Here is a 19,639-nt window from a genome sequence, read left to right as displayed (position 1 = left end):
CGGCCGTATTTACGTTGTCTAATTGCCCGCGTCTACTTTGGCTTTTAAAGCAGTTTGTACATCGTTTGGTAATGTTGAAAATAAAACATAACCAGTAGCGGTTTCGATATCTTTTACGCGGGTGATGTAAGTTTTCCAGTCGCTGCTCACGCTGTTGATATTAGGGGTGTTTACTGCAAGAACACGGGTTTGCGCGTTGATACGGGCTAAGTCGCCGTTGCCAACAGGTAAAATCAAAGCCACTTTCCAAACATTGCTTGGTACCGTAACATTGCCGCTGGCTATAGTGTTTACTTTGTCGCTGGTTTTTGAACCGATACCGCCGGTGCCATAGCTGCCCATAATGATATAAACCTCATTACCTGCAAAAACCTGGTCGCGTAAATATGCTTCCAGTTTATTCCAGGTTTGTTGGTTATTCTGCGGAGCCTGAGGGATCATGTTAGTCATCAGAAAGGTAGACGAGTTGGCGTTAGCCGAGCTGGTACGATCTGCCGATGGGCAGTTATGGCCCCTGTCAAACCCTGAGCCTATGTAACTGGTACTCTGAACGGCAAACCAGGTTGGATCTAAACCATTAAAAGGTGCAAAGTTATCTAAGCGCTTGGTTACATTGGTGCAATTACTGGCATCAAGATGCCAGCTTACCCAATTGGGCTCGCCAAGATTGCTGTTATAAGATTCAACGTAGTAGCCCTGGTTCAACAGGTAATTGGTATTTGCAGCCAGTGTGGGTAGGGCATTCGACGGATTACCTAATAATAAATTACTATTGTCCCCGGTAGCAGGCGGAGCATCGCTGCCTATAGTAACGCCCCGAGCTGCCGAAGGTGAGCCTGTTTGCGTAGTATCAGCCGGTGGGGTATCGGGGACGCCTACAGTTATGCCCGGATCGCCGGAACCTTTAAAGGTAATATCATCAATATTGATACGGGTAGTGCCCATTTTTTTTATTTCAAACCTAATTTTGCCAGTAGCGGTCACTTTAAATGAGTCGGTAGTCAAAGTGGTGTTGGTTTCGGTAATGTCAGTACCCACCTGGGCGTAATTTGTACCACCATCGGTTGACATTAATAATTGCCAGGTCGATGTGGCATCACTACCATATTTTGCGTGTTTAATAACCAGTGTTTTCACTCCCGAGATATCAAAATTCATATGGATATCGCCGGCACGTAATCTAACTGATTTTAATCCGTCTTTAGCGTCGGCAGTAAGGTTGCCAATTAATGCATCATTAAAGTTCCATGACCCGGTATACAAAGTAATATCTGCGCTAGCATAACCTCCCTTTGTGCCCGATTCAAAATTTTCAGTAATAATATAAGAAGAGGGATGGGTAGTGCCTGTTGTCCCGGTAGCACCCGTAGTTCCGTGATCTCCGTTATCAACCGGACCGCTTTTTTTACAACCCACAACACTTATCGCTGCCGAAAAAGCCGTATAAATAAGTAGTTTTTTAATTTTCATCAATAAATGTTTTGCGGTAAATATCGCAATACCGTGTTAATTATGTATTAACGTTTTAAACCCTGATTAAAAATAATTGAAAATATATACCTGCAGCTAAATAACCTACAGTTAAAAAGATGTTTTAGCGGTATTTACATAAAATGGTTTAAGCTTTTGTATTTTTGTCTGATATGACTGCGCCCGGGAAGATTTTGCTTCACCACTGATTGCTAATAGCAGAAACATAAAATCAGCGATCAAAAAAATTATTAATAGTGTGAATATGTTCGACAACAAAGAAAAAACCAATATAGAAGCGCTCGGCGAGTTCGGCCTGATCAACCACTTGACCAAAAACATTGAACTGGTGCAAAAAAGCACGCTAAAAGGTGTGGGTGATGATGCTGCTGTACTTGATCCCGCAGGTAAAAAAGTGCTGGTATCAACCGACATGTTGTTGGAAGGCATACATTTCGACCTGGCTTATACCCCATTAAAGCATTTGGGATATAAGGCTGTTCAGGTTAACCTGAGTGATATTTACGCGATGAATGGTATTGCTACCCAGGTGACCGTTGGAATAGGTATGTCAAGCAAGTTTCCTATTGAAGCTATTGAAGAAATTTATGAGGGCATTTACATAGCTTGTGAAAAATATGGGGTGGATCTGGTGGGCGGCGACACCAGCTCGTCAAAACAAGGACTGGTTTTAAGCGTGACCTCAATTGGTTATGCAAACCCTGAAGATATTGTTTATAGAGACGGCGCCCAGGAAGGCGATCTGATCTGCGTATCCGGCGATTTAGGTGGCGCCTACGTCGGGCTGCAATTATTAGAGCGCGAAAAATTGGTCTACCTGGAAAATCCGAACATACAGCCCGATCTGGAGGGGAAAGATTACATCGTAGAGCGCCAGTTAAAGCCCGAGGCCCGTAAAGACATTGTGGAGTTATTAAAGGATATTGACGTAAAGCCGACAGCTATGATTGATGTGTCTGACGGTTTGGCTTCAGAGATCATGCATATCTGTAAGCAAAGTCATAAAGGCTGTAGCCTTTATGAGGAAAAAATACCGATTGACCCCATGACCTATGAAACGGCCAGAGAGTTTGGCCTTGATCCAACAGTATGCGCACTAAGCGGCGGCGAAGATTATGAATTATTATTTACCGTTAAACAAGCTGATTACGAAAAAATAAAATTTAAAATGGATATTAGTATCATCGGGCATATTACAGAACCGGCGTCGGGATGTAACCTGGTTTCAAAATCGGGCAACGTACATCCGTTGAAAGCACAGGGCTGGAATGCTTTTCCGGCTGATGATCAAACTATAAAATAATTTAATAAACCCAACCATCCAATGAGAAGATATTTTGTTGTTGTCGCCGTTTTAATGGCCGCTACCGCCGTGAAGGCCCAAAAAAGCGTGCCATTTAAATTAAAATTTTTACCGAACCATACTTACACAGTTACCGGTAATACGATTACTGATTCGCGAATAAACTCTGTAGGCAATGCGAATAAAAAGGGCGCCTCAAAGCCCGCTTTACAAAACAAGGGAAACGTCAGCATGAGCTATGTAATAAAAACGGGTCCTGTTGGTGCCGGGGGTAATTTTCCGTTTAACGTTACCGTTACTAATTTTTCATCAAAAAATGTAGTTAACGGCGTAGTGCAGCCGGGGCCAAAAAACAATCCGGTAGTTGGTGCAATAAGTCGCGGGAAATGCACACCTGACGGTCAGATGCATACCCAATCTATCAGTTTCCCGAACGCGGACGCGAAAACCCAGAAAACCGTTTTAAGTATGGTTAATAAATTAGGCGATGAAATTAAGTTTCCGAACAGACCAATGAAGATAGGTGAGAGCTTTACTCAGGAAAAACCATTTAGCGTAGCAAGCGGTCAAAAAAACATTGGCATCAAAACTACCGTCACTTACACCCTAAAAGCTATTAAAGGCAATCTTGCTTATTTTGATACCAAAGAAGCTATTGCTATGGATGTTACAGGCCAGAAACCTGACAAAAAAGTGGATATGAAAACCAATGGGAAAGGAAAAGGAACGATGGTTTACGATATAGCCAACAATCTGGCGATAGCAAAGGCAGATAACTTAGACATGAAAATGGATATGCATATGGGCGCCATGACTATGGCTATTGATGCTAACGCTGTGACATCTTATAAAGCAACAATAAGCGGTAAATAGTTAGCGCTTACTTTGCTAAGTTCGGGCACTGTATAAAAAATCCCCGGTTAGCATACCGGTACAAGCCGGATAATTACCCGGCTTGTATATCGTCGTTATCGCCTATCTCAATATATTTTTGATCTAATTGCTTGTTGGCCTTGGCACCCAGGCTTTTGATCTTTTCAGCTGTTTTGGTGAGGTTACCGTTGCCCTCGGTTAATTTATTAATGGCGCTGTCGTACGCGCTCTGGCTTTGTTTAATGTTTTTGCCGATGCTTTCCATATCGCTCACAAAGCCGACAAATTTATCATACATAGCGCCGCTTAAACGCGCAATCTCCAATACATTACGGTTTTGGCGCTCCTGCTTCCAGATACTGGCTACAGTGCGCAGTGTTGCCAGCAGCGTTGACGGACTGACAATTACCACCTGTTTCTCCCAGGCGTAACTAAACAGTTCAGAATCTATCTGTACCGCGAAGCTAAATGACGATTCAATGGGGATGAACAGCATCACAAAATCGGGCGAGTTGATACTGTACAGATCGTGATAGTTTTTTGAAGATAAACCATTTACGTGGCCGCGAATAGACTCGACATGCGCTTTAGAAAATAATTTGCGTTCGTCCTCGGTTTCACAATTCACCAAACGCTCGTAAGCAATTAGGGACACTTTTGAGTCGATTATAAGATGTTTTTCATCCGGCAGGTCAATTACAACGTCGGGTTGCAGACGGGTGCCTTCCGGGCCGGTTAAACTGGCTTGCAGGCGGTATTCTTGATCTTTGATCAACCCTGACCGTTCCAGCACCCGCTCCAATATTACCTCGCCCCAGTTGCCTTGTTTTTTATTATCGCCTTTTAAGGCTTTGGTCAGATTTTGCGCCTCGTCGCTTATTTGTTTGTTAAGTTCCATTAACTGGGTGATAACGCCCTTCATGGTGTTGCGCTCGGCAGCCTCCATGTTATATACTTTGTCAACCTTATCTTCAAATGCTTTCAGGTTTTCTTTTAATGGGTTCAGTATCGTGTCCAGGTTGGTTCGGTTAACGTCTACAAATTCCTTCGATTTTTCTTTCAGTATTTTTTCGGCAACGTTTTCAAATTCTTTCTGAAATTTTTGTTGGATATCCTGAATCGCCCGTTCCTGCTCGCTCAGGCGCTCGCGTTGTGCCTTGAATGACTCCTCGGCCTTCGCCATACGGCTTTTCTCGGCAGTCAGTTGTTGATTAAGGTCGGCAACGGCTATATCATAGCGTTCGCGCTCATCTTGCAGCAGTCTATCAGCTTTATCTCTTTCTAAACTTAAATTCAGTGCGCGCTCTTCGGCCTTGGCCAGGGAAATGTTCAATGCTATATTTTCATTTTTTAAACGCGCAAACTCATCCGCCGAAACGCCGTCGGCAGCAGCAGGTTTTTTCAAAAAAAGTAATACAGAAATTAACAAGATCACCAAACTGGCAACTAAAACGGCAACGATCATTTTGATAAAAATATTAGCAAAACGAAGGTAAATAAAAAATAGTTACACTAATAAATTAATGATGCTTTTTAGAAGGCGGTTTTGGGTGGGTGGTATCTATTACCGGATCATCTACTCCGTGGCCATCTGTGCTTGTATCTGTGCCGGCTGTCGATTGTGCAAATGGAGCCTCCGAGCCATTGACCGTGTCAGATGCGCCTGAGTCGCCATGTTTAGAGCCGGTGTCCGGCTTATCATTGCCCGTTTTGTGCTGAGCGCTGTTACAGGCTATGAACAAACAAAACGCAGCGGCAATCAGATGGGCAAATATCTTTTTCATGGCGAAGTTTATCTGTTAACCCAACAATTAATTTTTGCCGTGGTTTTAGCTATTGCGCCTTTTCAACCCGCAGGCCAACGTCGCTAACCTCTTTCAGCGGGTTATCGCGCATATTTTGTTCTATTTGGAAGGTATAGATACCTTTCGCCGGAAATTTGTAGTTCTGCCAAAAAGGGATCTGGAAGCTATATAAATTGCCCGATCCATCACCCAGCCACTCACCGTCGGGGTTAGCCAGTTTAAATTCTAAACGGGTGTTCGTGGTTTTGTTATCCGGGCCGGTTTGATGAACGATTACAAAAATGTTAGAATATTTATAGTCGGCCGTTACACGAAGGTTCAGGTAAAGATTATAAGAAAGATGCTCATCATCTATCTTGACCACCTCTCTGATCTTGTTTGGGTAAGCCCAGTTATTATTAGTTAACTCGGTGTTTTGATCAATAATAGCATTCGGGTCAGAACATCCTGACCACCATAATGCCATCACCATAAATAAAGCTGGGCAAAAATATTTTAAAGCGCCTTTCATTGCTTATTGTTTAGCTGGTTCGCCGCCGCCGCCCCGGTTACCTTCGCCGCCACCGCCGCCACGTCTGCGGTTTTTGTTCCGATTGCGGTTGCGATTGTTGTTTTCGCTACTACCTTCGGTACGCGGCTGACCCTGAGTTTGATTCTGAGCTTTTGGCTGTTGCGCTCTCTGTTGTTGCTGACTGCTGCCGGCATTCGCCTGAGCGCCGCTATTCTCTGCCCGGGGTTGGTTTTGCCTGGCATTGGGCTGGCCATTTTGGTTGCCCTGGCTTTGCTTGTTTTTATTGCGGCTTTTGTTTTTCTTTTTATTGCGATTGCGTTCATCCAAACGGGTCAGACTATCTTGGCCGACAACGTTTTCGTAATCAAAGGCTTTAACCGGTACGTCTTTTTCAGCCTCTACAAATATTACCAGATCTTCAGGGAATACACCCTCTTTGTTCAATTTCTGTATTTCGCGCACCCGATCAAGCGGCACCGGTATCCACGACTCCTCGTGCGGGTAGCTAAACCACATTTGCTTTTTGAAGATATCCGTCTTTTGCAAACGGGCATCGCCTTTCTGGGTTTTAAGCAGGTTTACGTTATCAGGGATGTGTTTTAGCGCATCCATGTAAGTATCCAGCTCATAATTGAGGCAGCATTTCAACTTGCCGCATTGGCCGGCCAGCTTTAATGTATTTAATGACAGATTTTGATAGCGCGCCGCCGATGTCGAAACGGTCTTAAAATCGGTAAGCCAGGTTGAGCAGCAAAGCTCGCGTCCGCATGAGCCGATACCACCCAAACGGCTGGCCTCCTGCCTCATACCGATCTGACGCATCTCTATCCGAATGCGGAAACTTTCGGCCATTTTTTTTATCAGTTCCCTGAAATCAACGCGGCCTTCGGCAGTATAGTAAAATGTCGCCTTGCTTTTGTCGGCCTGATAGTCCACATCGCTTAGCTTCATAGACAAGTTTAGGCTCAAAGCCAGTTTGCGCGCGCTGTGCATGGTTTCCCACTCCATATCCTTAGCGGCTTTCCATTTGTCAACGTCCGCAGGTGTGGCACGGCGATATATTTTCTTTAATACATCCTCTTCTTTAACACGGCGGCGTGTCATTTGCATACGCACCAGTTCGCCGGTCAGCGATACGTGGCCAACATCATAGCCACCGGTAGGCGTTTCAACAACTACCAGATCGCCGTTTTCAAGATATATGTTATCGTGATTAACAAAGAACTCTTTGCGAGAGCCTTTAAATTTTATTTCAACGATGTTAAAAGGCTTATAGTTTACGGGCATATCCATATGCGACAGCCAGTCGTAAACGTCTAATTTGCTGCAACCATTAGTAAGGCAAGAGCCGTTACTTTTGCAGCCTGCAGGCGCACAACCGCCCGTTGAACAACTTCCACATCCCATAGTTTAGTTCGATATATATTGATTCCCTTGCGGGCTTGACTTTAGTTTTAAAAAACTCATAATTTGTAAAGATACATCTAAAAATAAAATTTTAGGGTTTGCATTTCTCTCCACATGATAATGTGCTTTTTCCAGCTCAGCAATGATTGCCTGATTCATAGAGATATTCATGATCGTGCTTAACTTTTGTGCGGTTTCCAATTCGGATGCCGGTAAATGCACCAGTTCGCCGGCGCCGGCAATCAATAAGCAGCATTCGCGCACAAAGTTTATTCCGTAGCGCACAAAGTTTTTTTGGTTTTCGCGGCCCATTTTTGATAACTGGTCCACAAAGCCCACCAATTCAATGCCCTTATTGGCAAAGCACAGGCGCAGCCATTGTACAAACAGCGTGTGGTAGCTTTTATCGTCCTGCTGCATCATGAGCAGGGCATCGGTAAAATTGCCGTTGCTCAGGTAAGCCAGTTCGGCCGCGGTGTTTTCTGTTTGATGGTATTGGCTGATGAGTTCGTCCCTGATCTCGTCATAAGTCAAAGCCGGAACTTTTATTAATTGCGTGCGCGACAGGATAGTATTCAAGATCTGATCCTGATTTTGCGCCACTAACAAAAACAACGTATTTGGCTGAGGCTCTTCGATGATCTTTAGCAGCGAATTACCTTCTTTATCCAGGTATTCCGGTAACCAAAGGATCAGTATTTTATACGCAGACTCAAACGGTTTAAAGCTTAATTTTTTGATGATCTGGTGGCATTCGGCTATGTTAATGTTGGCTTGTTTGTTTTCGGCATCAAGGTAACTGCGCCAGATATCAAGATTGAGATAAGGCGTGGCCAGCAAAGCCTCACGCCATTGCTCAATAAATGTAATGGCTGTGTCGTCTTTATGTTTGGCAAAGAACGGATAAGAAAAATGCAGATCCGGATGCGCCAGCTTCTGGTATTTACGGCATGACGAACATTCGCCGCACGAATCATCCGGCTGTTTATCCAGACACGACAGATACTGTGCATAAGCTACAGCTAATGCTAAACTTCCCGATCCTTCTGGCCCCAAAAACAATTGCGCATGGCTAACCCGGTTCTCTTTCACCGAGTTAATCAGTCTTTGCTTTACAGCCGCTTGCCCAACAATTTGTTTAAACTGCATTGGTGCAAATTAGCAATTAGATTTGAGATCTGATACTAATGGCCAACCGGCATATATTTTTTACAGAAATATAGCTTAACGGCTGTATCACGTTGTTCGGGTGTTTCACCTGTATCAGATACAACACAGTTTAAGATTTTCAACCAAAACAAAACCCCGGCGGAGCGCGCCGGGGTTTGCAAAAAACTATATAGGGTATCAATATTATTGGCCTTGTTCGGCTTGCTTTTTCATTTGGTCATTGGCTACAATGACAATTTCGACACGGCGATTTTGCGCGCGACCGGCAGCGGTGCTATTATCAGCGATCGGCTCGGCCGGGCCTTTACCAACTGTGGTCAGGCGTGATCTGCTAACATTATCGGCAACGATAAAGGAACGAACCGATTCAGCGCGGCGGATAGACAGATCCATATTATGATCGTTACTACCGGTGTTGTCTGTATGGCCGATAATCATGATATTAGTCTGGGGGTTGTTTTGCAGTGATGCTGCTAAATTGTGCAGGTTGGATTTTGCTGCAGCCTTCAGGTCGGTCTTGTCCACATCGAACAAAATGCCCGAGTCGAATTTTACTAAGATCCCTTCGCCTTGCCTTACTACTGTGGCGCCTGGTACAGTCTGTTTGATCTCGGCGGCTTGTTTATCCATTTTATGACCGATCAATGCGCCGGCTGTACCACCCACAGCGCCGCCAATAATAGCACCTAAAGCGGTGTTGCCTGCACTGTGCCCAATTAAAGCGCCGATGGTACCCCCGGCACCTGCGCCTATAGCGGCGCCTTTTTGTGTTTTATTTAAAGAGTTGCAGGCGGTGCCAAAAATACTCAGGGCCAACCCGACTGCAACCAGGCTGTTTTTAATAACTGTTGCTTTCATAATGCTTTCTGTGTGTTTCGCCGATTACTAAACAAACCCGATGCCAATACGCGAGGAGCAAGACAAAGCACGTAAACGGCAAGGAATAATAACTGAAAAAAAATTTTTTTAATGTAGGGGAAATACGTCCGCAGCTACAATTGCCGAAATGACTTATTTTTAGTACACAGCTTTATGCTTGCGCGAGCTGAAACGCAATATTTGCCAGAATAATTCAGCGCTGGCCAATGCGGTTAAGGCAAATAGGGCAGGCTTAATGGTTTCTTCGGATGATGAAAAGGCGCCGCCAAGTGCGACGAAATAAACTGATGCCGGTAAAATCAGCAGCAAACACAAGCTTGTTATACCCAAGGGAATTTTAAAGGGGCGCGGCATGTCGGGATGAGTGCGGCGTAATTTGATGAGCGATATATATTCAAGCGATAAACCGGCGCCGTAAACTGTTACGTCGATGATCAGCAGGTCGGCAAATGTCCAAAGCACCATCAGGCTTACAACGACAGAACAAATAATTATGGATATATAGGGTGTCTGGAAACGTGAATGCAGCTTATTGATGCGGGCGGGTAATAAGCTGTCCTCAGACATCACCTGCGGCACCCTCGATACAGACAGCAATACGGCGGCATAAATGCCTAAGGTGCTGGCCATTCCGCCGATCGCCAACAAAGCGCCGAGCCAATGCCCGCCAATCATCTCGCCCAATACCGGTACGCCTTTTTCTGTTAACACAGCCGGATTGATGCCCGATAGCTGCGCTACCCAGATCACCAGGAAATAAATCACCAGCACCAGGCCGAAAGCAATCAATGTTGATATCAGGTAAGAGCGCACCGGTTTTTCTACTTCCTCGGCATAAGTGGTAGTGTTGTCCCAGCCAAGGCAGTTCCACATCACTGTATAAAGAGCCATGCCTAATGAAGGGAATGCCACATGCTTTAATGAAGGCGAAGGAATAAACAAGCCCCCGCTGTGATGAAAAAAGGCCAGGCCGAAAAGTATGATAAACGGCGTAAGGACAGCAGCTCCCAAAAAAAGGGAGACCCGGCCAACCGGCACTATACCCAATATGTTTAACCCCGCCGATGCCCAGATGATGACGAGGCATACGGGGGTTTTATAAGCTTGCAAGTCCGGAAAGAAAAATGAGGCGTATTCGACAAACAATACCGGGTAAATAGCCAGATCGACAAATGTGTAAAGCCAGGTCCACCAGCCTTCATAAAACCCCCAACGCGTACCCAACGCATATTTTACCCATTTATAATACCCACCCGTTATGGGCATCATGCTGTTAAGTTCAAGCACCGTGAAAATGGCGGGCACATCCCACAGCATCGGGGTAACCAGCAATATCAGTAATGCGCCGTGTTGGCCCGCATAATCCAATAAAGGCTCAAGACCGTATGGCCCGCCCGAAACGGTAAAGAATATAACAGCGACAAGTTGTATCGGCCTGATTTTTTTAAGGTACTGGGTTGATGCCATTTAGGGCATAAAATTATTGTTTTGGACCGAATTTTATTACTGCCGACTTGCGATACTTTTGAAACCACGGGAACAAATAATTTAACCAAAAGGCAATATTGAGGGTAAATGACCACTGTGCTTTTGGTCGGCGATGGCATTTTAAGAGCGCGTGTTATCCACATTTATTAATAAGTTTTGTTAATATTAAATAGCCGCTAATATCCTTATTGTCAATTACTTATGTGGGTTTGTCTTCTTAAATTGAGGTCGAGAGATTGTTTCTTGAAGTGTTTTTAAACACAATTAAATTGACTGGGGCGAAAACAGAGTAGTCTATATGCTTAACTGTTGTAACACCAAAGCAACTATTTACGTATAAGGTAATTACCTGTTAATTAAAACACGGTTGATTAGAGAGTGCAATGTTGCCTGTAAGAGTAAATGTGTTGTTAGGCATTGTCCTGTTTGGGATAATTGGTTTGTCCTTCAGTGGGCTAAATGCTTCGCGCATATCTGTTTTCACAGTAAGTACTGATACGGTAAACGTATGCGGGAATAGCACCACTTTAACCACCTCGACCGTGCCGGGTTATAGCAACCCTATCTGGAATGACGGCACCACAGGTACCTCATTAAACGTTACCAGTTCGGGCGATTACTGGTGGCAAGTTACGGGCACCAGTGTAGTAACCAATGGCGACTTCTCGGCTGCTACAACAAACGCAACCACACGCGGATTTACCAGCTCTTATACTTACAAAAGCAGCTCAAGTACTTGTAATAGTTGCTGCTGCGGGATATTAAGCCTGGAAGGCACCTATACCATCAACACCGATCCGCATAACATTCATACCAACTTTACCTCAATGGGCGATCACACTACAGGTACGGGTCAAATGCTGATTGTAAATGGGTCGGCTACTGCCAATGTTACCGTGTGGACCCAAAGCATTAATGTACAGCCCAATACCGATTATGTGTTTTCGGCATGGGCGACATCAGTAAACCCGCAAAACCCGGCACAGCTACAGTTTTCTATTGATGGCGTACCGCTGGGGAGTACTATCAACCCAACTTCTGTTGATGGCAACTGGCAGTATTTTACCACCACCTGGAATTCGGGTAATCACAGCGGATCATTGCCTATAGCACTGGTAAATCAAAACATCGCCACAAGCGGTAATGACTTTGCGGTTGACGACATTGTATTTGCTCCGGTATACAGGAAAAATATCCACCTGGTATTAAACCCTATACCTGTTTTAAGCCTCACCGGCCCCCACAGCGCCTGCGGCACTTATGATCTGACTAAAACCATTGTGGGATATGACCCGGGTACATACAACTATGTTTTTAAAGACAGTAACGGTAACGTAATCAGCAACGTAAATGCGGGGGCTATTACCCAAAGCGGCACATATACCATTACCGAACAAAATAAACTAACGGGCTGTACATCGGCGCCGGTACAAACAACAGTAACAATTATTCCCAACCCGCAAAAACCGGGTATATCATCTTAAATAATACATTATTAAATAAATGACAAATTATAGAATCATGAAAAAACGTTTCCTAACCATCACCTCAATGCTGGTCTTCCTGATGTTTGCAATCAGTACCATAGCATCGGCGCAAGTTGCTTCCGGTCCCAGCGATTCTACTACCCCGCCACCAACAGCAGCTTCTGATGTAGCTAAAGTATTATGTGCCGGATCAACCATTTCAATGACTGCTCCGCAAGATGCAGGTGGTGTTGATTTTGCCAAGTATCACTGGTATAAAATTGATGCCAGCGGAAATAAACAAGAGGTTACTGCCATGACAGGCCGCACTTATACTGAGGTGCCAACGCTACCCGGCTACTACAGCTATCAGGTAGTTACAGAAAACGCCAATGGCTGTACCTCGCCAATTTCTGATGTCTATAAGATTTACGTATTGCCTCCTCTAAGTGTTACCATTACTTCGCCAAACAGCTCAATGTGCGGTGAGGCCGGCAATGCAACTTTGTTAACAGCAAACCCTACTCCGGCCACGGGCTTCGCGTTAAATTATCAGTGGACCAAGAATGGTACGCCTATTTCGGGTGCAACATCAAGCACTTATAACGTAACTGGCGAGACAACTCCGGCTACAATAACTTATGGCGTTACGGTAACTTACGCGCTTAATTCATCATGTCCGGCAACAAACACCAAAGACATCGTGATTACGCCGTTGCCAAGCAAGCCGACTATCGCAGTAAACTAATAGAAAAATAAATAAGGGCTAGGCGATATCGATGAGGCATTTGTGCAGAATAATAGTTCTATGCGCGTTGTTGATCATAAAAAGTAAGGCATATTCACTACCGGTGTCAAATCAGGGCGGTGATGTTACTTATACGATCAACGAGGGGGCATCTATTGTTCTGCACGCAAGCTCATTGCACGCTTCTGCCTACCAATGGTATAAAGACGGTGTAAAGATTGTCGATGCTATCAATAAAGATTATACGGCCACTGCCGCGGGTATGTACTCGGTAGTGGCTTTTAATGCCGAAGGATGTCCGTCGGAGGTATCAGATGGGGTCAAGATCATCGTCAAACCGGATGATCCACCTGTTAATTTGCCGGATACGGTAGTAGATCTGGCTGTAACTATCGCATCATCAAACCTGCACGCTGCGCCGGGAGATAGTTACACGTATGTGTTAGTGGCCGATAACAAAAGCCCGATAACAGGTACCAATGTGCAGGTAAGCTATGTTATACCAGAAAACCTGGTGTATTTACCGCAGCCCAACAGCGGCGACCTCATTAAATACAATATCGCAACCCGTACGCTAACCTGGAACATTAGCCAGATAAAAGAGAATGACCCTGCCAAATTGGTAATAACCGTTAAAGTATTAGCACCCGGCATGGTTCAAAGCATAGTAAATATAAAAGGTAAACAGATTGATCCAATTTTGGCTAACAACGTGGATCAAACCATACAGCAGGTTTATCCGTTGGTGATAACAAATGTGTTTACGCCCAACGGCGACGGCGTGAATGATACGTTTGTGATACCGGGCCTGGAAACGTATTCAGATACCGAGCTCACCATTATTAACCGATGGGGTAACGTGGTTTATCAAAAAACAAATTATAAGAATGATTGGGATGGATCGGGACTTGTAGAAGGTACTTACTTCTATGTGTTGCGTGCCAAAAACAAAGCCGGCGTTTGGGATACGTACAAAGGCTATTTGACCCTTTTAAGAACAAGGATATGATGAAGAGATTGATATTAATTTGTAGTTTAATTACAGCTTTTATTTCTGCGCAAGCCCAGCAAGACGCGCAGTTTAGTCAATATATTTTTAATGGCTTATACATAAACCCGGCGTATGCAGGATATAAAAGCGATTTTTTTATAAACAGCTTTTTCCGCTCGCAGTGGACAGGTTTGCCCGGTGCACCAACAACCGCATCAATAGCGGCAGACGGAGCAGTGGCTAATGATGCGGTTGGTTTGGGTATTTTATTGCAGCGCGATCAGATTGGTGCGCAAACTACCATTGCGGCCTATACCAACTACTCGTACCGGATACAGATTGGTGAAAATGACGACTCAAGGCTGGCTTTTGGTCTGGGCGTCGGGTTGATACAGTCAGGCATCGACGGGAGTCAATTGAACCCTGTTCAAACCGGCGACAGTTATATCCCGACAGGTTACCATAGCTTTTTATCGCCGGATGCACGCATCGGCGTTCTGTATACGAACAATGACTGGTTTGTCGGAGCCTCGGTTGATAACTTGTTGCCGCAATATACCCACCCTGCGTCAACGGCTACCGCCCTGGGTGTGCCGATCCCTAAACCCCACGAGTATTTTACTATGGGTGGGATATTTGATGTGAGCAGTGATATGAAGCTAAAGCCGTCACTCCTGATCAAAGACACGCCTACCGCACCAACCAGTATGGACGTCAACGCGTTTTTGTTGATCAGCGAAAAACTATGGTTAGGTGGAACCTACAGAACTGCGGTGCCTTTATATAACAAACCTAACTTACAAAAAGGGTTACCACCATCAAGCGCTATCGTGGCTACGGCGGAGTTTTTTGCTTCAGAAAGCCTAAGGATAGGTTACGCGTTTGATTACTCATTGAATAAGTTGGGTACCCTGGGTTATGGGTCGCATGAAATATCTGTCGCGTTTACTATAAAAAACAATAATAGCCCGCGCTCGCGCTTTGATGACCAACTTAAGAAATGCTACTTTTAATTTAGATAAATTATATTAACATGCTGATTTTCCGTGTATTTAATCAATCGTACTATGAAAACAACACTAAAATATCTGAGTTTATTACTTGCAGTAAGCCTGTGTTATGCAGCTTGCAAAAAAACCGAAAGCAGTCCATCAAAAAGCCCGTTTAACCCAGCTGATTTCAGCAGGCAATTAGCAGTAAATCTATATAAATCGCTATCGGGCCAATATGGTGGTGCCGACATCAATGATGGCATTAAGGCCCCCTCGGGCATAACAGCCCCCAACCATAAAGGGCCAGGGACAAACACCATTAATCCTTATTGTGGATTAGCAATCGATACCACTTACACCGCCTCAGAAACGGTGTCTGATAGTGTAAAAAACTATTACACCCGCTTTAAATTTGTTTATGGCTGCGAAAACAATGTATTAAATAGCTACTCGCTGCAAGATAGTGTTGCAAATACGGTTACCTGTCAACAGTACAAAGCGGTTTACAAGCTCACCCAGCATTATAACGTAAAAGCGCTTGACCAAACGTATAAAACATCATCTGTTGAAGGGTCGATATCGTTTTCCTCACACATTGATGTAAACACCCAATCCGGGGTACAATACACATATCTGGATAGCTATTATGCGCTGCATGGCATTAAGGTTGATATCAGCAGCGGCACAGCCGATGTAATTGAAGGCTCGGCAAGTATAAATGGAGTTTTCAAATATAAAGACGCTGTTTATAATGTTAATAACAGCATTACAGGGTCAATAGAATTTTTAGGAAATCACACGTCAAGAGTTACTTTGCAGATTGACGGAAACGGTAACTATGTTTATTTGGTTAACATGCTAACGGGGCAGGTAACTAAAATATAATATTAGTGCTGCTTTAATTAAAGGCTTTATGGGCGATGATATGTTATTTATCGCCCTTTTTTATTTCTTTCCAATTTCGGGGGATGTTGTTTGCCGGCTCCTAAACAAAGGCTTGTTTTACGACTGCAATTAGCGAAAACAAATACAACGCAAAAGCAAGAAATCTCCGGTATAGATTTCACGTCTTGTAATAATTAGCGAGGTATACAGAAAAGGTTGCCGCTTTCAATTCCTTCGGCGGTATTGACCAGGTCGCAGCCAAATTTATCTATCTGGTAAAGGGTATAACCCAGTTCGGTTAAAAAAAAGTGGCAGCCCTTGATGTCTTGTCCGGTTGTCTTCCAGTAATTATCGTCGTATTCAAAAATAATACGGGGCTTGTGTTTTTGCAGCAAGCCCTTCATGCCGAGCAATACCTGGTATTCAAAGCCTTCTACATCTATTTTAACCAGGCTTAATGACGATAGTGGCGCAAGCTCAGGTAGCTGGTCTGCAACTTTAATGGTTACCAATTGTTTTTCGGCACCCTGCTGATTATCGCTTAAACTAAATGTCCCCTGGTTCCAGGTTTGCGGGTCGACTGTAAATTCAGCTTCGCTTTCTGTATCAGACAACGCATAGGGCAGCAATGTGACATTATTTGCCCGGTTAAGGGCCAGGTTATTTTTAAATTTTTCCTGCAGATAGTTTAAGGGTTCGAAAGCGAAAACCTTACCGCTTTTACCAACCCTTTGCGACATGCGGATACTTTGCAAACCGATATTGCCGCCTACGTCAAGTGCCGTATCACCCTCGTTGAGAGAAATACGGATCAGTTTACCAATCTCGTCCTCGTAAGTGCCGTTGCTTAGTATGCTCCATTCAATATAACTATTGCCGGTAGTGTATATGGCAATATCCTCATGGGCCAGCCAGGTGATGCCGGCTTTTCCAAGCCGTTCTGGATATGATTTGTTGAGCAATGACGATAAGCGCTCTTTACCGGGGAAATTCCAGTTACGGGTAATGTTAAATTTTATGCGGTCGCGGCGCTTCATTAGTTAAAGATAAGCAATTTATTAACCCGGTTATCCCGCCCAACCCTCACGATCGAGGCTGCGGAATTGTATAGCTTCGGCCAAATGCTCAATTTCGATGTTTTCGCTGCCGGCTAAATCTGCAATAGTGCGGGCAACTTTCAGAATACGATCATAGGCACGCGCAGAAAGGCCCAGTTTTTCCATAGCGCGTTTAAGTAAATTTTGGCCGGCCTCGCTGATCTTGCAAATATCGCGAACCATTTTAGGGCTCATTTGTGCATTGGCATGCAGATCGGTATTTTCTCCAAAGCGTGCCATTTGAACCCGCCGCGCCTGAATTACGCGATTACGGATCAATTCGCTTTTTTCTGTTGGGCGGTCGGAAGCCAATTCGCTAAAATTCACAGGGGTTACCTCAACATGTAAATCAATTCTATCCAGCAGCGGGCCTGATATCTTGCTCAGATATTTTTGCACCAGGCCCGGCGGGCAAACACATTCTTTTTCCGGGTGATTGTAATATCCGCAGGGGCAGGGGTTCATCGAAGCCACCAGCATAAAGCTGCTTGGGTAATCGACCGTAAACTTAGCACGCGATATAGTTACCCGGCGTTCTTCCAGTGGTTGTCGCATTACTTCCAGGGCGCTACGTTTAAACTCGGGCAGTTCGTCCAGAAATAAGACACCGTTATGTGCCAGTGAAATCTCGCCCGGCTGTGGGTTGCCGCCGCCACCGACAAGGGCAACGTCCGAAATGGTATGATGAGGCGATCTGAACGGCCTAATGGTAACCAGGGCATCTGCTGCAGATAACTTGCCGGCTACCGAATGAATTTTGGTGGTCTCCAGGGATTCATACAAACTTAGCGGCGGCAATATCGATGGCAGCCTGCGAGCCAGCATAGTTTTACCGGCACCCGGCGGGCCTATCAATATTACATTATGACCGCCTGCAGCGGCTATCTCTAAAGCGCGTTTTATGTTTTCCTGTCCTTTTACTTCGCTGAAATCGCTGTCATAATTGCTAAGGCTGTTGTAAAATTCTTCGCGGGTATTTACCTGTTCACGTTGCAGCTCAAGGTCGCCATTAAAAAATGCCGCAACCTCTTTAATGCTTTCAACCCCGTAAACCTCAAGTTCATTGACAATGGCGGCTTCGCGCGCGTTTTGCCTGGGTAAAATAAAGCCTTTAAAGCCGTCTTTGCGGGCTTGTATAGCTATAGGTAATGCGCCTTTTATAGGCTGCAAGCCGCCATCCAGCGACAACTCGCCCATGATAAGGTATTTATCCAGCTTTTCGGCTTCGATCTGCCCTGATGCCGCCAATACTGCTGTGGCAATAGTGAGGTCGTATGATGAACCTTCTTTCTTGATATCGGCAGGCGCCATATTAACTACCACCTGTTGCCTCGGCATCCTGAAACTACAGTTTTTTAATGCCGATTCGATCCGGAAATAACTTTCTTTAACGGCAATATCGGGCAGGCCAACTATAAAATACTTGGTGCCGGCGGCTATATTGACCTCAACAGTAATGGTAATGGCCTCGATCCCGTAGACGGCGCTGCCAAAGGTTTTAACTAACACTATGATATAGATTTATGATAGCGTAAGATATAGAATTTATTTGGGGAGAAAAAAAGCGGCCTGCTCACGTAATGTTTATTATTAAACGGATAGACGGTGCAATATCTTTTAGATGAGGGCTATTGCTTTTATAAGCAGCCCATCGCTTGGTATTGCTGTAAATCCGTGTAAGCAATATCAAAGCAATGAGTTACAAAATCTTTTTCATCATAATGTCTGTTTGCTCCTCATCGCCCAGCCTGAAAATGTGTTTGTCGAACGCAGCAAATCCATTTTTTTGGTAAAAACTTATGGCCCGGTGATTTTCTTCCCAAACGCCGAGCCAAATAAAATCTACCCGGTTTTGCTGTGCTGTGTTTATGGCTTTTTCGACCAGGAACTGTCCGGCTTTTTTACCATGATATTCTTTGAGTACGTATATCCGTTCAATTCCAGGCTGTTGGTGGTTTTTAATTCGGTTTGCGCCTGCCCGGTGTTTAGTTTCAAATAGCCTATTATTTTGTCGTCAAGTACGGCGAAGTAAAACGCAGAGCCAGGGGTATTTAACTCATCAATAAGCCTTTCTGCTGAAAGGTTGCTTGCCAGATAATCAGCCATATTTTCGGAGCTGTTCAGCGAGGAGAACGTTTCGGTAAACGTTTCGATGCTGATATCGCGCAACTGCTTAATGTTGGTATGTAAAACCTGTATAGCCTTTAAATTTTCCATGAAAAATTAACGTGTGCTTATAGCTTATATTCTTTCGAGGCATCATTGATCACCAAAATCCAGTCATTGCCATAGCCAGCAAATCATTTTCTACAATGATACTTTGGTCCGGCACTCTTTCAAGCATGGGGTGCGACTCCATCAGCCTGCGTACAAATTGCATTTGTTTTGCCCCTGGCAGGTCTACAGCTTTATTCCAAAAAACAAGAGGGCCGTTTATGGGGTCATTCGCCGGCGAATACATTTGCCACACATCATGGCATCCGTAGGTGTGGCCAAGGCGCCCGAAAACAGATCAGTATAATGGCGTATGTCG

Annotated in this window: 19 protein-coding genes and 1 pseudogene; 7 read left to right on the top strand and 13 right to left on the bottom strand. The window is 44.6% G+C overall.

Annotated elements, in window-relative coordinates:
• Positions 1–18: 18 nt before the first annotated feature.
• On the bottom strand, positions 19–1,470 hold the full coding sequence (locus tag ABD772_RS15695; protein WP_345106548.1) for a DNA/RNA non-specific endonuclease: 1,452 nt from the start codon (positions 1,468–1,470) through the stop codon (positions 19–21).
• Positions 1,471–1,735: 265 nt separating this feature from the next.
• Here ABD772_RS15695 and thiL point away from each other — a divergent pair, with 265 nt between their 5' ends.
• Entirely contained in the window at positions 1,736–2,794 is a 1,059-nt protein-coding gene (gene thiL / locus ABD772_RS15690) for a thiamine-phosphate kinase (protein ID WP_345106545.1), read from the top strand.
• A 21-nt stretch (positions 2,795–2,815) separates the two neighbouring features.
• Positions 2,816–3,667 carry a hypothetical protein gene (locus tag ABD772_RS15685; RefSeq protein WP_345106543.1) on the top strand — a complete coding sequence of 284 codons (852 nt, stop codon included), beginning with the start codon at positions 2,816–2,818 and terminating at the stop codon, positions 3,665–3,667.
• A 73-nt stretch (positions 3,668–3,740) separates the two neighbouring features.
• Here the strand turns inward: ABD772_RS15685 and ABD772_RS15680 are convergent, their stop codons facing one another.
• The 7 genes from ABD772_RS15680 to ABD772_RS15650 all read right to left on the bottom strand — a co-directional run bounded on the left by ABD772_RS15680 (position 3,741) and on the right by ABD772_RS15650 (position 10,906).
• Entirely contained in the window at positions 3,741–5,132 is a 1,392-nt protein-coding gene (locus ABD772_RS15680; RefSeq protein ID WP_345106541.1) for a DNA recombination protein RmuC, read from the bottom strand.
• Between the two features lie 55 nt (positions 5,133–5,187).
• The gene (locus ABD772_RS15675; RefSeq protein WP_345106538.1) at positions 5,188–5,451 is read right to left on the bottom strand and encodes a hypothetical protein; all 264 of its coding nucleotides are present in this window, start codon (positions 5,449–5,451) and stop codon (positions 5,188–5,190) included.
• A gap of 49 nt (positions 5,452–5,500) precedes the next feature.
• A complete protein-coding gene (locus ABD772_RS15670; RefSeq protein ID WP_345106535.1) occupies positions 5,501–5,983 on the bottom strand; it encodes a gliding motility lipoprotein GldH in 483 nt (160 codons plus the stop codon).
• Between the two features lie 3 nt (positions 5,984–5,986).
• On the bottom strand, positions 5,987–7,390 hold the full coding sequence (locus ABD772_RS15665) for a PSP1 domain-containing protein (RefSeq protein ID WP_345106532.1): 1,404 nt from the start codon (positions 7,388–7,390) through the stop codon (positions 5,987–5,989).
• A gap of 3 nt (positions 7,391–7,393) precedes the next feature.
• On the bottom strand, positions 7,394–8,539 hold the full coding sequence (locus ABD772_RS15660; RefSeq protein WP_345106530.1) for a DNA polymerase III subunit: 1,146 nt from the start codon (positions 8,537–8,539) through the stop codon (positions 7,394–7,396).
• 204 nt (positions 8,540–8,743) lie between these two features.
• On the bottom strand, positions 8,744–9,418 hold the full coding sequence (locus tag ABD772_RS15655; RefSeq protein WP_345106527.1) for a YiaD family glycine zipper/OmpA-like lipoprotein: 675 nt from the start codon (positions 9,416–9,418) through the stop codon (positions 8,744–8,746).
• Between the two features lie 159 nt (positions 9,419–9,577).
• A complete protein-coding gene (locus tag ABD772_RS15650; RefSeq protein WP_345106524.1) occupies positions 9,578–10,906 on the bottom strand; it encodes an APC family permease in 1,329 nt (442 codons plus the stop codon).
• A gap of 404 nt (positions 10,907–11,310) precedes the next feature.
• Here ABD772_RS15650 and ABD772_RS15645 point away from each other — a divergent pair, with 404 nt between their 5' ends.
• From ABD772_RS15645 to ABD772_RS15625, 5 genes are all read left to right on the top strand, one after another.
• Positions 11,311–12,411, top strand: a complete 1,101-nt coding sequence (locus ABD772_RS15645) for a hypothetical protein (RefSeq protein ID WP_345106521.1) — start codon at positions 11,311–11,313, stop codon at positions 12,409–12,411.
• A 37-nt stretch (positions 12,412–12,448) separates the two neighbouring features.
• The gene (locus ABD772_RS15640) at positions 12,449–13,141 is read left to right on the top strand and encodes a hypothetical protein (protein WP_345106517.1); all 693 of its coding nucleotides are present in this window, start codon (positions 12,449–12,451) and stop codon (positions 13,139–13,141) included.
• Between the two features lie 103 nt (positions 13,142–13,244).
• A complete protein-coding gene (locus ABD772_RS15635) occupies positions 13,245–14,150 on the top strand; it encodes a T9SS type B sorting domain-containing protein (protein WP_345106514.1) in 906 nt (301 codons plus the stop codon).
• Positions 14,147–15,145, top strand: a complete 999-nt coding sequence (locus ABD772_RS15630; RefSeq protein ID WP_345106511.1) for a PorP/SprF family type IX secretion system membrane protein — start codon at positions 14,147–14,149, stop codon at positions 15,143–15,145. The genes ABD772_RS15635 and ABD772_RS15630 overlap by 4 nt, the downstream gene beginning before the upstream one ends.
• A 54-nt stretch (positions 15,146–15,199) precedes the next feature.
• Positions 15,200–16,009 (top strand): hypothetical protein, encoded by an 810-nt coding sequence (locus ABD772_RS15625; RefSeq protein ID WP_345106506.1) that lies wholly within the window; start codon positions 15,200–15,202, stop codon positions 16,007–16,009.
• A 194-nt stretch (positions 16,010–16,203) separates the two neighbouring features.
• Here ABD772_RS15625 and ABD772_RS15620 read toward each other — a convergent pair whose 3' ends face one another.
• The 5 genes and pseudogenes from ABD772_RS15620 to ABD772_RS15600 all read right to left on the bottom strand — a co-directional run.
• Complete coding sequence (locus ABD772_RS15620; protein WP_345106503.1) at positions 16,204–17,046, bottom strand: FkbM family methyltransferase; 843 nt, start codon at positions 17,044–17,046, stop codon at positions 16,204–16,206.
• A gap of 30 nt (positions 17,047–17,076) precedes the next feature.
• Entirely contained in the window at positions 17,077–18,615 is a 1,539-nt protein-coding gene (locus ABD772_RS15615) for a YifB family Mg chelatase-like AAA ATPase (RefSeq protein ID WP_345106500.1), read from the bottom strand.
• A gap of 190 nt (positions 18,616–18,805) precedes the next feature.
• On the bottom strand, positions 18,806–19,036 hold the full coding sequence (locus tag ABD772_RS15610; RefSeq protein WP_486348204.1) for a GNAT family N-acetyltransferase: 231 nt from the start codon (positions 19,034–19,036) through the stop codon (positions 18,806–18,808).
• Positions 18,973–19,323, bottom strand: coding sequence for a hypothetical protein (locus tag ABD772_RS15605; protein WP_345106497.1), 351 nt, complete (start codon positions 19,321–19,323; stop codon positions 18,973–18,975). The genes ABD772_RS15610 and ABD772_RS15605 overlap by 64 nt, the downstream gene beginning before the upstream one ends.
• Before the next feature lie 49 nt (positions 19,324–19,372).
• Positions 19,373–19,597, bottom strand: a pseudogene (locus ABD772_RS15600) (apiosidase-like domain-containing protein); the annotation flags it as partial.
• Between the last annotated feature and the right edge of the window lie 42 nt (positions 19,598–19,639).

Source organism: Mucilaginibacter panaciglaebae (genome assembly GCF_039539265.1).
GTDB classification, from domain to species: Bacteria; Bacteroidota; Bacteroidia; order Sphingobacteriales; family Sphingobacteriaceae; genus Mucilaginibacter; species Mucilaginibacter panaciglaebae.
Note: the sequence above shows the minus strand (reverse complement) of the source record. Positions and strands in the feature narration are given on the sequence as shown.

Coding starts and splice junctions, on each gene's coding strand:
- ABD772_RS15695 (WP_345106548.1), bottom strand. CDS start 1,470: ATGAAAATTAAAAAACTACTTATTTATACGGCTTTTTCGGCAGCGATA.
- thiL (WP_345106545.1), top strand. CDS start 1,736: ATGTTCGACAACAAAGAAAAAACCAATATAGAAGCGCTCGGCGAGTTC.
- ABD772_RS15685 (WP_345106543.1), top strand. CDS start 2,816: ATGAGAAGATATTTTGTTGTTGTCGCCGTTTTAATGGCCGCTACCGCC.
- ABD772_RS15680 (WP_345106541.1), bottom strand. CDS start 5,132: ATGATCGTTGCCGTTTTAGTTGCCAGTTTGGTGATCTTGTTAATTTCT.
- ABD772_RS15675 (WP_345106538.1), bottom strand. CDS start 5,451: ATGAAAAAGATATTTGCCCATCTGATTGCCGCTGCGTTTTGTTTGTTC.
- ABD772_RS15670 (WP_345106535.1), bottom strand. CDS start 5,983: ATGAAAGGCGCTTTAAAATATTTTTGCCCAGCTTTATTTATGGTGATG.
- ABD772_RS15665 (WP_345106532.1), bottom strand. CDS start 7,390: ATGGGATGTGGAAGTTGTTCAACGGGCGGTTGTGCGCCTGCAGGCTGC.
- ABD772_RS15660 (WP_345106530.1), bottom strand. CDS start 8,539: ATGCAGTTTAAACAAATTGTTGGGCAAGCGGCTGTAAAGCAAAGACTG.
- ABD772_RS15655 (WP_345106527.1), bottom strand. CDS start 9,418: ATGAAAGCAACAGTTATTAAAAACAGCCTGGTTGCAGTCGGGTTGGCC.
- ABD772_RS15650 (WP_345106524.1), bottom strand. CDS start 10,906: ATGGCATCAACCCAGTACCTTAAAAAAATCAGGCCGATACAACTTGTC.
- ABD772_RS15645 (WP_345106521.1), top strand. CDS start 11,311: ATGTTGCCTGTAAGAGTAAATGTGTTGTTAGGCATTGTCCTGTTTGGG.
- ABD772_RS15640 (WP_345106517.1), top strand. CDS start 12,449: ATGAAAAAACGTTTCCTAACCATCACCTCAATGCTGGTCTTCCTGATG.
- ABD772_RS15630 (WP_345106511.1), top strand. CDS start 14,147: ATGATGAAGAGATTGATATTAATTTGTAGTTTAATTACAGCTTTTATT.
- ABD772_RS15625 (WP_345106506.1), top strand. CDS start 15,200: ATGAAAACAACACTAAAATATCTGAGTTTATTACTTGCAGTAAGCCTG.
- ABD772_RS15620 (WP_345106503.1), bottom strand. CDS start 17,046: ATGAAGCGCCGCGACCGCATAAAATTTAACATTACCCGTAACTGGAAT.
- ABD772_RS15605 (WP_345106497.1), bottom strand. CDS start 19,323: ATGGAAAATTTAAAGGCTATACAGGTTTTACATACCAACATTAAGCAG.